Below are 12992 nucleotides of genomic sequence, written 5' to 3' on the forward strand. Positions count from 1 at the left end.
TGTCGGCCAACGGTCTCGACTCGTTCATCGCGGCGCAGATCTACTCGAAGCGCGCCTTTCCGGGGCTGGCCGACTATCTGGTCAACGTCCGCGCGCTGACTCAAGGCACGACTTCGGCCCAGGCCAAGGCGTCGGCCGCGCAGCGGGTCAAGGCCGCCGACAAGAGCACCACGACGCCCGGCCCGCAGCCGCTGATGGTGCCGTCCGACGGTGACGCCTACGACGCGTCGTTCTGGACGATCCCGTGCAACGAGGGCCCGTGGACCGGCTCAACCCAGAGCGCAGTCAAGCAGTCGCAGAAACTGATCGACCGGCAACTGCCTTTGCTCGGCGCCGGCTGGTTCATTCAGCCGTGCCTGTTCTGGAAGAACACCCCGGCCCCGCTCCCGGTGCTGAACGGCAAGGGCGTTCCGCCGGTGCTGATCGTCGAGTCGGAGCACGACCCGGCGACGCCGATCGAGGGCGCGCGCCGCGCGCACGAAGCGTTCGCCAACTCGCGGATGCTGACGATCACCGGAGAGGGCGACCACGGCATCTACGCCGGCGGCAACGCGGGTGTGGACAAGGTCGTGGAGGCCTACCTGGTCGACGGCGTCGTGCCGAACGACCAGAACCTTCCCGGCATGCCACTGCCGGTACCCCCGGGAGCCTGACGCCACAAGAGGTCGCGGGGTCCAGCACTGGACCCCGCGACCTGGTGCGTGGCCCACGTGGGGGCCGAGCCGGTCAGCGCACTGTTCGAGGCGCGGTCGGCATCGGTGGTGTTCGGCCTGCGGCTGGCCGGCGGGACGGACGACGGCCGGGCCGCGTCCTGCGTCGCCGCGCAAGCCAGGTTGGCGGAGCGAGGGTTTGCGTGCGCCCGGCCGCTCACGCCCGCAGCCGGCGTCGGTGCGCTGGCTGCGGGCGCCGAGGAGTACCGGCCCAGCGGTGAGCTGCTGCACGGCGATTCGCCGGAGGTCGCCGTGTTTGGCCGGCGGCCGAATTCCTTGACGAACGGAACCGGAGCGCCGTGCCCGCCTACGTTCTCGACACAGCCGAGCGGGCCCGCGAGCGGATGCAGGCCGCCGACCTGCCGTGTGTACCGGGCCACGCCGACTTCGAACCGCTGGCACGACAGCCACGTGTGACTGGGACAGCCACAGGCGGCACTCGCGGGAGCGGCGTGTTCGCCAAACCCGGGCGGCCGTACTGCCGCCGGTCGAAAGCTTCGAAGCGTTCTTGGTGGCTTATCAGAACCTTCGAGGGCACCGGTTCACCGCCGAGGAGCACGCAACCAGCAGACCAGCCGCCAACCCGACGTGCTGCGGGTTCCCGGACCCCTCGAAGAGAACACGTCGCTTCCGCACTCGCGATTAGCTCATCCTTCACTCGATTACAGAGGCCAGCCCATCCGATCGCAAGAGTCTTTCGCCATCGCTGAAAAGCTCCACAACGGACACTCGACCGGGCCCCGGAGGGCCGCGGCTGCACCCCCGGCGGGCCGGTCACAGCGGAGCGGACGTGCCAGCGACGGCCAGGCACAGCGCGAGACCGTCGCAGGTGCGGGCCGAGTTCGTGCGCCGCGGCCGACCCGACTCAAAGCGCCAGGCGTCGAGGCAGCGGAACCCCCGGCCTCGCCGACGTTTCAGACTGGTGAGACCTCCTCGTTCGCTCACAGGACAGTGTCGCGCGGCCGAAGGTCCGCCCGGTGCGGATGGCCGGGGCACACTTCGAGACTGGTGAGGTCGAGTCGTCCAATTTCGCCAGTTCTCGCAGCTCGTAGCGGTGAGCGATCGCCAGGGGTGTGGCGGCTCCAGGCCTCGCCCAGCCTCGGCGGCGGTTCTGGGGTTGCGGTGAGGTTGTGGTAGCCGGCGGCGTCGGCGACGACACCGGTGTGGGTGTCGTTGGATACCTCGGCAGGACCGACGACGCGGCCGGGCCGGCCCAGGCCACCGGGATTCCGGCATTCGCGTTGATCGTCGGCTGGATGGCCTGGACCGCGGTGCCGATGTTCTGGCCGGACGTGTGAAAACCCGGAGCAGGCGAACTACGCGTCGTCGGCCGCCGAGCCTGATTTTTGCGTCTCATCGGGATAAGCGTGGCCGCAACGGGCTGGGGGCCCGGAGGTGTCTCGTCGATCATCGCGGAGCCGGCCAGCACGGGCCGGGACAACGCACCGCCCGCGCCGATGCGTCGCCGCCGGCCCACCTCTTCAGCCGAGAGCCCTGGCGACTATCGCCGGGCCGCTTCGCGGGAGATCCGGTCCGCTAGGTCTTCCGGTGAACACCACGCGAGACGGGATGCCGCGTGGTTCTGGGCGAAGCCGACCGCGCGGTCCATGTTCGCCGCTAGTTTGCCGGCGGGTCCGGGTCGAGGCCTTCGGAGTGGGACAAAACCGACCAGTGCGCCAGCTTGTGCGATCTTTTCCATCCGATCGACCGGGTGGAAGAACTGAAGGCTACTGCCGGAATCGCGTTGCGCACCAGTTCCAGCGCCGTGGATCCGCCCGTCGTGAAGACGACGTCCGCCGCCCGGTGGAGCAGGTGAGCGTCTGTTCGAAACCCGAGGAACTCAATGCCTTCGACCTGGACCTCCACGGCTATTCGCTGCTTCGCCGCCGGCTTGGCACTCGCGGTCCGATTCGCCACCCTGCGCTGACCGGCGACGCGACACCGTGTCGCATCCGGCCGCGCATCTTGCGAGCCTCGTCGGACCCGTCCGGCCCGGGAAGCTGCGAACATCCGACCATGCCTGAAACGAATTTCGACGTGCGGCTTCGCGCACTGGGACTTGCCCTGCCCACGATCGAGCCGAAAGGAAGTTATGTTCCCGGCAGAATTTCCGGAAATCTCCTCCACGTGTCCGGGCAGGGTCCTTTCGGCGACGACGGGACGGTGGCGCCCGGAGTGGTCGGGCACGACGTCACCGTCGAGCGAGCCACCAGCCTGGCGCGCCTGACCGGCGTCCGGCTGCTTGGCGAAGTGAAGAATGTCTGCGGATCCCTGAACGAAGTATCCGCGGTGGTCCGGCTTTTCGGCACCATCCGGTCGGCCCCGGAATTCGAAGACCACGTCGAGGTGATGAATGGGTGTTCGGAGCTGATGCTCGAAGTATTCGGCGAGAAAGTCGGCGCGCATGCACGCATGGTCGTCGGCGTGTCCTCTCTTCCNCTCTCTTCCCTTCGGAATGCCCATCGAGATCTCGGCGATCTTCCGTCTTCGAGAACACGACTGAGACAACACTCAACCGCGCTGAAGTTCCTGGCGGATCAGCTCAGCGAACCGGTCGACGTCGGACTCGGTCGTATCCCATGCAGTCATCCAGCGCACTTCGCCGTGGGCACGATCCCAGTCGGAAAAGGGAACCTTCTCGCGGATGCGATCGGCCGCGGCGACCGGCAGAGCAGCGAAAATGGCATTTGCGGCGGTTTCCTGGGTTAAAGCCAGTTTCGCCATACTCCCGTCCGTGATCCCGGTTTCGAGGGCGGTACGAAGCCGCGCGGCCATCGCGTTCGCGTGCGCCGCAGCTCGCAGGCCCAGGCCATCGTCGAACAAGGCGAGCAGCTGAACCGAGGCGAACCGCATCTTGCTGGCCAGCTGAGTTGTCAGCTTGCGCAGGTACCCGACGCCGGCGACGCGCTCCGGAGCCAGCACGATCACTGCTTCGACACCAAGGAGACCGTTCTTCGTGCCGCCGAGGCTGACGACGTCCACCCCGGCGTCGCTGGTGAACTCGGCGAACGGGACGCCAAGCGCGGCGGCCGCATTCCACAACCGGGAGCCGTCCATGTGCAGCGCCATCCCGTGGTTGTGCGCGAAACCGGCGATCGCCCGAATTTCGCCGGGCTGGTAGAGCGTGCCCAGTTCCGTGGTCTGCGAGATGGTCACGGCCAAGGGCTGTGCCCGGTGCTCATTGCCCCATCCCCAAGCCTCGCGGGCGATCAGCTCCGGCGTCAGCTTGCCGCCGGGCGCCGGCACCGTCAGCAGCTTGATCCCGGTCATCCGCTCCGGTGCGCCCGCCTCGTCGGTGTGGACGTGCGCGGTCGATGCGGCCACGACCGCCCCCCAGCGGGGCAGCACACTGGTGAGTGCCACCACGTTCGCGCCCGTGCCGTTGAAGACGGGAAACACCTCTGCCTGAGGCCCGAACTGCAACCGGATCACTTCCTGCAGCCGTGCGGTGTAGACGTCCCGCCCGTACGCGACCTGGTGCCCGCCGTTGGCGGCGGAAATCGCAGTCAGCACCTCCGGGAGGATCCCTGCGTGGTTGTCGCTGCCGAAACCGCGGCGATTCCGGTCGTGCAGGGCGGAGATCGTCATCCGGGGCGCCTCTCATGACGTGGTTTCCGGCCGGTCCGTGAGCAACCGGACGAGTTTGAGGCTCACATGCAGGTCGAGGAGGTTCGTGCCTCGTTTGACACTGATCTGGCCGATGCGTTCGATGCGAGCCAGGCGGTGATACAGCGAGCTGCGGTGCAGGCAGAGCTGCTCGGCGCTGACGGTGGCGTCGCCGCCGTTGTCGAGGTAGGCCTCGAGGGTTTCGAGAAGCTGGTCGCCGTCGGCATCCGCGACGAGCCGGGCGATCGCCGGATGCAGGGTGTCGCTGTCGATCCTGCCCAGCGGCAGTTCCGAGAGGATCCGGTAGACGCCGAGCTTCTCCCAGGACACGACCCGGTCGAGCCGAAGCCGCCGCCCGACCTCGATGACCGACTGCGCCCGCCGGTAGGAGGTGCGCAGCTCGGCGATGGCGCCGACCTGGCTGCCCACCCCCACGCACACCCCGAGCGGCTGCCCGGTGCGGCCGAGCGCCCGCCAGTACTCGGCCCGCATCCGGGTGGCGATATCCGCCGTCGGCAGGATCCGGTCGACGGCGACGACTAGGAGGGCGTGGCTCTGGCGTACCAGGTAGAGGCTGTGGCGCAATGGCACCAGCCGCCGGGCCTGGGCCAGCGCGATCTCGGCGGCGGCTGCCCGGTCGGACGCCCCGGCCGGCCCGGCGATGTCCAGGATGAGCGCGACGACGGGGCGGTCGAGGTCGAACAGCGACTCCTCGGCGAGCAACCGCATGGCCTCCTGCCGGACCTCGGGATCGGCGTCCAGGACATCGCGCAGCAGCTCCCGCTCCCGGGCGCGCTCGAGGTTGTCGAACAACGTCTGCCGGTGCATGATCACCGCGGCTTGGCGGCCAGCCTCCTCGGCGGATTCCAGTTCCGCGGCGGTCATCGACTCCTCCGCGTCGATGATCCACAGATAGCCGAGGTGCAGCCCTTGGGAGCGGATCGGGACACAGACGCGGCTCAGGATCCCGCGATCCGGATTCGTCGGCACCCGGACGTAACCGGTGGCCCGGTCCACGCCGAACTCCAAACCCCATTCGACGGCTTCCGGGTTGCCTTTGCGGTGCAGGATCGAAGCCAGGCGCTGCTCGTCGACGGCTCCGTAATGCGGGCTGTAGGTCTGCAGGCGGTTGTGGGCGTCGTCGATGGCCACCGAACGGTTCAACCGCTCTGCGAGTTGCTCGGTCAGCCGCTGCAGGTCAGTCACCCAGCCCATCCTAGGACTGCGCTCGCCGGAATCCGCGGAACTTCCTCACTGTCGCACCGAGTGTGCATCCAGGACGGCCTGTTCGGTGAGGAATTCGTGGCGGCCGAACCGGTTGAGGCGGTAGGGCTGCGGGTCCACCCACTCGCTGCCTCCGGTCAGGACGAGGTCAGCGACCACGCGGCCCAGCCCCGGACCGTGCGCAACCCCGGCTTCGTTGTCGCCGGCGAGCAGGTACAGCCCCGGCGTCTCCGGGACCGGCCCGGCCAGGAACCGCCGGTCCGGAGTCAGGCACGGCACGCCTTGCAACCACCAGTCGATCGCCACGTCGTGCCCGGGGATCAGGTTCGGCAACGCCGCCCCGGTGCCGGTGGCGAGCCGCTCGACGAGGTCCTCCCGCCTCGGCTGCGACACCCCCTCGATCGAGCCGCCGATCTCGGTGAGCGGGGCGTACCCGTCTGCGCTGCCCCAGGTCAGCCCACCGCGGTGCTCGCGCAGCCAGAGGCCGGCCAGCTCGGGCACCATCACCGTAGGCAGGTCCGAGGGCACGCCGGACGGCCGCGAGATCGCCCGCGTCGCCACCAGCCGTGCCAGCGGGGCCTGGTAGCTCACCTCGGTGAGGAGAGCGTTGGACCAGGCGCCACAGGCAAGCACGACTGAACTCGCTCGAATGTCACCGAAGTCGGTACGGACTCCCACCACGCCGGAATCCGTGGTCAGCAGCCCGTTGCACCGGGTGTAGGAGCGCAGCTCGCCGCCCCGGCCGACGACCCGTTTGACCAGCGCTGCGGTCGCCCTGCCCGCGCTGAGCTGGACGCCCTCGGCGTGCAGCACCCCGCCGGCCACCTCTCCCGCGGCGAAGACGCCGCCGGTCGCCTGGTGCACCTCGGCGGCGCTCAAGGCACGGGTACCGGACGGCGCAAGCGGATGGGCCAGCACGCTCGCCACCTTCGTCCGATATCCGTCCTCGGTGAGCGCGAGGAACAGGTTGCCGTTCGAGCGCAGCTCGACCCGCGTCGCGCTGGCCGCGAGAGCCCGGTAGAACTCGATGCCGTACTGCTCCAGAGCCAGATCGGTGGCATCGAACGTGGCGTTGTAGGCGGCCGCCCACAAACCCACGAAACCGCCTCCGGCCCGGGAAGTGGCCGTGGCCGGCAGCTCGCTCTCGACCAGGATCACCCGCTCGGCTCCGCGTTCCAGAAGGTGGTCGGCGACGCAAGCTCCGAAGATACCGGCACCGACCACGACGACATCGGTGTCGGTATCGGTTCGTGTGGACATGGCGCTCCTCTGCTTGCCGGAATCGGGGGTACCAGGCGGGTCCGCGGCCGCGCCTCAGCCGGTCACGGATCCGGAACTCGCCTTGTTCGGCGGACGCAATCTGCTGTAGTGGGAGAGATCGACGACGTTCCCGGTGCGGGGCAGCCTCAGCTGCACCGGCTCGCGATCGTGGTCGATCCCTTCCGCTGCGGCCTCGACGATCGCGGCCACCAGGTCGCCGATCACCGGTGCGTTCTTGAACTGGTTTCCGCTGGTGCCGATCGCGACGAAGAAGCCGTCCAGTGAGGTCTTGTCGTAGATCGGAATCCAGTCGTCGGACACGTCATACACGCCGGCGATGCCTCGCGGGGCACCGGGAACGGCCAGGCTCGGGATCCGCCGGGCCGCTCGCAGCACCTGGGTCTCGAAGGCGAGCTTCGTCGGGTTCGGGTCGTAAGTGTCGGGATCTTCGAGCCACACCAAGGGATCGCACGCCGGTTCCATGCTGCCGATCAGCAGGCCGCCAGAGGGCGTGGGGCGGAAATACGTGCCGAGGTCGAAGTCCGCCACGACCGCACCCCCGTCCCCTGCGGCAAACCGGGCGGGGGCACGCACCTCGTGCACCTCTTGGCGCAGCGGTCGGGTGGTGACCGCGAAGTCGCCGAGTACGTCGGCCATCCGGTTCAGCTGCCCGGAATGCGGCCCGGCGGCGTTCACGACGACCGGAGCCGGCAGCAGTGTCCCGTCGTCGAGCCGGACCCCGCGGACCCGCTCGGCAGTACGCTCGATCGCCGCCACCCTGGTGCGGAACCGGAAGGCGGCTCCCCGCGCCTCGGCCGCGGTCATCAGGTTGTGCGTGGCGAGCTGCGGATCATCGACGAAACCCTCGTCGGGCACCCAGTAACCTGACAGCTCGCCATCGGGATCAGCCCAGAATCCCGGATCGGCCAGCGCTTTCGGCGGATAGTGGCGGGCCGGTTCCAGCAGCGGCAGCCGGGTGCGGATCGTCTCGGCGTCCCACCGCTCATAGGGCACCCCGGCCGCGTCGAACAACTCGAAAACCCGCTGCGGGGCGTGGTCCGGCGCATCCAGTACCAGGCTGCCGGTGACGACCATGCGGGCCATCCCGGCCGGGTCCGCGACCCCGAGGTGGTCCTCCCACTGCATCCAGGCGGCCCGGGCTTCCCAGGCCGTGGCCACTCCTTCCCAGGTCGAGTAGTTGAACCGGACGACCGCGGAGGAAGCGCTGGTCGACCCGGATGCCGGTCCCGCTCCGCGGTCCACGACGCAGACGTCTCTCCCGCGGGCGGCGAGACTCGCCGCCACCGAGCAGCCGACCACTCCGGCACCGACGACCACGACGTCCGCGTACTGCGCACCAGCTCGATCCCCCATGTGCCTCTCCTCATCAGTATCGGTAATTCGAAAAAGACTGCACAAAAAGGCATTTTCCGAATATCGAAGCCCGCTTTCCGCGGGCTCCGCTCGATCAATTCGACCGTACTGTGTTCCCGCGTCGAACACATGCGCCGATCTGTCGCACGATCCCCCGGCTGAATCGACAATCAGCGAACAGCCGCCGGCGCCGCGGGTCAGGACGGTAAATGCGTACCCAGGAATTCCAGGATCGTGGTGAGCAGGTGTGCTTTCGCCGCCGGGGCGGCGACGTGATGTCCCTCCTCCGGGTAGATCACGAGGGTCGAGTCCGTTCCCTGTTCGAGCAATGCTCCGTGGAGTTCCTGTGCCTGACCGGCCGAGGTCGCGCGGTCGAGCGCACCGGCGATCGACAGGACCGGTGCGCGGACCGCCTTGGCGAAATGGACCGGGCTGCGCGAGAAATACCGTCCTTCCCGGTTGGTGACGACATCTCCGAGCAGCCGGTCGTCGAGGCAGCCGATGTTGGTGGTGAAGTGCAGGCTGACCCAGTCGGTCATCGGCGACTGGGCGATCACCGCGGCCCACCGGTCGTGCTGGGTGGCCAGCCACGCTGCCAGATACCCGCCGTAGCTGCGCCCGGCAAGCGCAACCCGGCCGGGATCGATCACCCCCCGGGCGGACAGCTCGTCGACCGCGCTGACTATGTCGAGCGTGTCCGCGCCGCCGATGTCGCCGAAGACCGCTCCGGCGAACTCCTGGCCCCGGCCTCCGCTGCCCCGCGGATTGGGATGCAGCACGGCATAGCCATTCGCGACGAGCAGCCGGGTCCAGCCGTAGACGAGCTGCCACGAGGGCCGATATGCGGCCACCGGCCCGCCGTGGATCAGCACAACCAGCGGATGCGGCTGCGGGGTTCTCGGAGTCGCCAGGAGCCCGGAGATCTCCAGGCCGTCCGGAGCGCGCCAGGTCACCGGGTTCAGCTCGCCGCCGACCGACACCTCGAATCCGGTGCCGGGATGCGCGGTGTCCAGCAGGCGGCGTTCGCCCGAATGGGAGAACGCGGTCAGTACCGGCGGGCGCTGATAGGAGTGGATTACCGCGGCGAAGCCCGGAGTTCCTTCCACCGCAATGGGTATCGCTTCGGGATACCAGCCACCGCAGCTGCGATCCCCCGCCGAGAACAGTGGGGACCAGCGGCCGGTCCGGTCGATTTCCGCGACCACAGTGGTGAGGTCGCGCTGTCCGGCGGCCAGCAGCGTCGCATCGTCGCGCCAGCACAGAGAACTGACGTCCGCGCCGGTGACCACTGTCCGCTGCCCGGTACCCAGGTCCAGAATCGTCACGTCGCCGGCGATCAGCCCGCGGTCGCTGGCGACAGACTCGACGAAAGCGATTGCATCACCGGCGGGCGCCGCGCACACCAGACCGAGCTGTACCGCGCTTTCCGCGACCGCCTGCGGTTCCCCGCCTGGGCCGCGGGAAACGACGATCGAGGCGCGGTACCACCCGCTCTCCCCCGGATCCCGGCTCGCGACGGCGACGAACCCGTCGCCGCACCAGCCGGCTTCCCAGATGGTCCACTCCGGTCCGGAGAACGGCTCGACCGTCCCGCTGGCCAGGTCGAGGCGCCACAGCCGCCGCCCGCCGCACCGTTTTCGTCCATTATGGACGTGCGGTCGCCAGCTCGAGCGCTGACCGCCGTGCTGCCCTGACCCTTGGGCAGTGGAGCGGTCGGCGCCCGGCTCGGCCGCACCGACGAGCACGTCGCCGGTGCGCGGGCCGAACCGGAGGAACTCGACGATCCCGGGGATCGGGAACGAGTGTTCGGGCACCAGCGCGGAATCGGTCACCACGACCGTCGAGGGGCCGTCCGCGTAGGCCAGCCGCGCGCTGTCCCCGGACCACGCCGGATGACCGGTGCCACCGAGTTCCCGGGTGTTGCCCGTCGCCACGTCGACCACGTGCACCGCGGTACGCGGCGGCCGGTCGGGACTGTCGAGAATCGACGCGCTGACGGCGATCCGGCGGCCGTTCGGCGACGCGACCGGATCGGTCAGGTCCACCACACGACCGGTTGCCGGGCCGAGGCCGCGTTCGAGATAGTCCGGCACCGGCATCCGCGGCTGCCGCTGCTGCGGGGTCACCGCACACCGTCCGGCCGGCCGGGCACAGCCGCCAGCAGGCGGCGCGTGTACGCGTGCCCCGGCTGGTCCAAGACAGTCGCGGTCTCGCCGCTCTCCACGATCTTCCCGCGGTAGAGCACCACGATGCGCTCGGTCATCTGGCGCACCACCGAAAGGTCGTGCGTGATGAAAACCATGCTCATCCCCGACCGGCGCCGGATCTCGCGCAGCAGTTCGAGCACTTGCGCCTGCGCCGAAACATCCAGGGCAGCCACCGGTTCGTCGCAGATCAGCAGCTTCGGGCGCAGCGCAATGGCCCGGGCGATCGCGATACGCTGCCGTTCGCCGCCCGAGAGTGCCGAGGGACGGCGCTCTGCGTATGCGGCGGGCAGCCCGACCTGGCCGAGCAACTCCTCGACCTCCTGCTCCGGGTCGGCGGCGTCGCCCCGCATCCCGATCACCTCGCTCAGCGTGGCACCGATGGTCAGTGCCGGGTTGAGCGAGGAATACGGGTCCTGGAACACGACCTGGACGGTGCGCCGCAGCTCACGCCGTCCACGCCGGCCGAGCCTGCGGAAGTCGCCGGCTTCGAGACCGGCGACGGCGATCCGCCCCGAGTCGGGCTGGACCAGCCCGAGCACGGACCGGGCGACGGTGGTTTTGCCCGAGCCGGTCTCGCCGACGAGCCCGAGCGATTCGCCTTCCCCGATCTCGAGGCTGACCCCGTCGAGCGCTGTCGACGCACGTGAACGGCCGACGAGGTTGTGCGAACGAAAAGTCTTGCGCAGATCGGTGACCGTCAGGATCGGCCGGACGGTCGCAGTGGCAGGCGGAGCTTCCCCGGACGCGCTCAGCGCGCCCAGTTCGGCGGCCATCTCGCCGCGGATCTCGGCGACGCGAATACAGGCGGAAAACCTCTCCTCCCCCACCGGGCGCAGTGCGGGCGCGGCGGTCGTGCATTCGGGCCGAACCCAGTTGCAGCGCGCGGAAAACGGGCAGCAGGTCGTGACGGAATCAGCTTGCGGGACACTGCCCGGAATCGACGTCAGCTCCTGCACGTAGTGCGTCGACGGCGGGTCGGCCGTGAGCAGTCCGAGTGTGTACGGGTGCGCCGGAGCCGACCGCAGCTCCGGCGCCGGGGCCTGTTCGAGCATCGAACCCGCGTACATCACCAGGATCCGGTCGCAGACCGAGAACGCGACTCGAAGGTCGTGGGTGATCAGGATCAAGCTCATTCCGCGGCTGCGCCGCAGTTCCGCGAGCAAAGACAGCACTTCGGCTTGCGTAGTGACGTCCAGCGCCGTGGTCGGCTCGTCGGCGATCAGCAGCTCGGGATCGCCAGCGAGCGCGGCCGCGAGCGCTACCCGCTGCCGCATCCCGCCCGAGAGCTGAAACGGGTACCGGCCGGCGACGTCCGGTGCCAGGCCGACCTCGTCCAGCCGTTCGGCTACCGCGTCCTTGCGCTCACGACCCCGCCGCCGGGACAACCGGAGCGACTCCGCGATATGCGCGCCCGCGGTCTGCAGGGGGTTGAGCATCGTGAACGGGTCCTGCAACAGCAGGCTCATCCGCGTCCCTCGCAGTTCCCGCCAGCTCCGCTGATCCCTGCCCAGCAGCTCCTGCCCGGCGAACCTGACCGCGCCGCCGGCCTGAAGCCCGGCCGGGAGCAGGCCGGCGATCGACCGTGCGGTCAGCGACTTGCCGCTGCCCGATTCGCCGACGATGCCCAAGCTCTCGCCACGGGCGAGGTCGAAACTCGCCTCGCGCACCAGGATCCGCGGCTGCGCCGTACGCGTCGGCACCGACCGCACGTGCAGCCCCGCCACCGAAAGCAGCGCGGCTTCGAGAGCGGGAGCTTTGCCGTTCCCGCGCTCGCCGATCGGCAGTGTCCCAGGTGGATTCACGGTGCTCCTTCGCCCGTTCATCGTGCGGTCCCTTTGTTCGTCAGCCACTCGTGCGCCGTGTCCCCGAGGAGGGTGGCGCTCGCGGCGGTCGCGATAATCAGCACTGCGGGCGTGATCGAGAGCCACGGGTTCTGCGCGACCAGCGGCTGGCCGTTGGCCAGCATCGTGCCCCAATCCGGGTTGCCCGCAGCCCCGGTCACCCCGAGGAAGCTCAGTGCGGCCATGGCGATCAGCGTGCTGACGAAATCAAGCAGGAACGTGGTGACCACGATCGGCAGGATGTTCGGCAGCACGTGCCGCACCATCGTGCGCATCGGCGAAAGCCCGGCGGTGCGCGCCGCATCGACGTAGGGCAAGCGCACCTGGACCATCGCAGCACTGCGGCAAAGCCGGATCTGCGCCGGCACCGACAACACGACCAGGAGCCCGACGGAAATCCAGTAACCGCCGCCGACCACGCCGACCACGACGATCGCGATGAGCAGTGCGGGCAGTGCGTACACCAGGTCTGCCAGGCGGTTGACCAGAGTGTCGACGACGCCGCCGAAGTACGCGGCCGCCATCCCGAGGCTCACCCCGATCAGCACGCAGCCCAGCGCGACGGCGAGCGGCCCGATGACCGCCGCCGCCGTGCCCGCCAGCAGCTGCGAGAACACGTCCCGGCCGAGCTGGTCGGTGCCCAACAGGTGCCCTTGGCCCGGCATCGTGACGCTCAGCCCCGGGTCCTGCGCGTCAGGATCGCGGGGCGCGAGCCATTTCCCGGCGATCACCCCGATCGCCACCAGCAGCAGGAACGCCGCGCTCAGCAG

General features: G+C 69.3%; 10 protein-coding genes and 1 pseudogene. 3 read left to right on the top strand and 8 right to left on the bottom strand.

Annotated features, from left to right (window positions below):
* The coding region (locus tag A4R44_RS24485; protein ID WP_198545431.1) for an alpha/beta hydrolase at window positions 1-653 on the top strand (653 nt) is incomplete at its 5' end.
* A 1220-nt stretch (window positions 654-1873) separates the two neighbouring features.
* Window positions 1874-2008 (top strand): hypothetical protein, encoded by a 135-nt coding sequence (locus A4R44_RS51815; protein ID WP_255366184.1) that lies wholly within the window; start codon window positions 1874-1876, stop codon window positions 2006-2008.
* A gap of 319 nt (window positions 2009-2327) precedes the next feature.
* Here A4R44_RS51815 and A4R44_RS52555 read toward each other — a convergent pair whose 3' ends face one another.
* Entirely contained in the window at window positions 2328-2576 is a 249-nt protein-coding gene (locus A4R44_RS52555; protein WP_067585227.1) for a hypothetical protein, read from the bottom strand.
* Window positions 2577-2726: 150 nt separating this feature from the next.
* On the opposite strand from A4R44_RS52555, the pseudogene A4R44_RS52560 reads away from it, so the two are divergent.
* Window positions 2727-3101 (top strand): annotated as a pseudogene (locus tag A4R44_RS52560) (RidA family protein); the annotation flags it as partial.
* A gap of 120 nt (window positions 3102-3221) precedes the next feature.
* On the opposite strand, the gene A4R44_RS24500 reads toward A4R44_RS52560, so the two are convergent.
* From A4R44_RS24500 to A4R44_RS24530, 7 genes are all read right to left on the bottom strand, one after another.
* Window positions 3222-4298, bottom strand: a complete 1077-nt coding sequence (locus tag A4R44_RS24500) for a low specificity L-threonine aldolase (RefSeq protein ID WP_067585230.1) — start codon at window positions 4296-4298, stop codon at window positions 3222-3224.
* A 12-nt stretch (window positions 4299-4310) separates the two neighbouring features.
* Window positions 4311-5522: a CdaR family transcriptional regulator gene (locus A4R44_RS24505; protein ID WP_161269830.1), complete on the bottom strand. Its 1212-nt coding sequence runs from the start codon at window positions 5520-5522 to the stop codon at window positions 4311-4313.
* Between the two features lie 45 nt (window positions 5523-5567).
* Window positions 5568-6800: an FAD-binding oxidoreductase gene (locus A4R44_RS24510; RefSeq protein WP_067585237.1), complete on the bottom strand. Its 1233-nt coding sequence runs from the start codon at window positions 6798-6800 to the stop codon at window positions 5568-5570.
* 54 nt (window positions 6801-6854) lie between these two features.
* Window positions 6855-8174 carry an FAD-binding oxidoreductase gene (locus A4R44_RS24515; RefSeq protein ID WP_067585240.1) on the bottom strand — a complete coding sequence of 440 codons (1320 nt, stop codon included), beginning with the start codon at window positions 8172-8174 and terminating at the stop codon, window positions 6855-6857.
* Window positions 8175-8371: 197 nt separating this feature from the next.
* Entirely contained in the window at window positions 8372-10300 is a 1929-nt protein-coding gene (locus A4R44_RS24520; RefSeq protein WP_095213585.1) for a S9 family peptidase, read from the bottom strand.
* On the bottom strand, window positions 10297-12183 hold the full coding sequence (locus A4R44_RS24525; protein ID WP_232791760.1) for an ABC transporter ATP-binding protein: 1887 nt from the start codon (window positions 12181-12183) through the stop codon (window positions 10297-10299). Before A4R44_RS24525 ends, A4R44_RS24520 begins: the two co-directional genes overlap by 4 nt.
* Before the next feature lie 17 nt (window positions 12184-12200).
* The coding region (locus A4R44_RS24530) for an ABC transporter permease (RefSeq protein ID WP_369805929.1) at window positions 12201-12992 on the bottom strand (792 nt) is incomplete at its 5' end.

The sequence above is a fragment of the Amycolatopsis sp. M39 genome (genome assembly GCF_001651785.1).
Classification (GTDB): domain Bacteria; phylum Actinomycetota; class Actinomycetes; order Mycobacteriales; family Pseudonocardiaceae; genus Amycolatopsis; species Amycolatopsis rubida.

Bases quoted from the DNA above. Each gene is read 5' to 3' on its own strand.
- A4R44_RS24500 (WP_067585230.1), bottom strand. From the start codon at position 4,298: ATGACGATCTCCGCCCTGCACGACCGGAATCGCCGCGGTTTCGGCAGC.
- A4R44_RS24510 (WP_067585237.1), bottom strand. From the start codon at position 6,800: ATGTCCACACGAACCGATACCGACACCGATGTCGTCGTGGTCGGTGCC.
- A4R44_RS24515 (WP_067585240.1), bottom strand. From the start codon at position 8,174: ATGGGGGATCGAGCTGGTGCGCAGTACGCGGACGTCGTGGTCGTCGGT.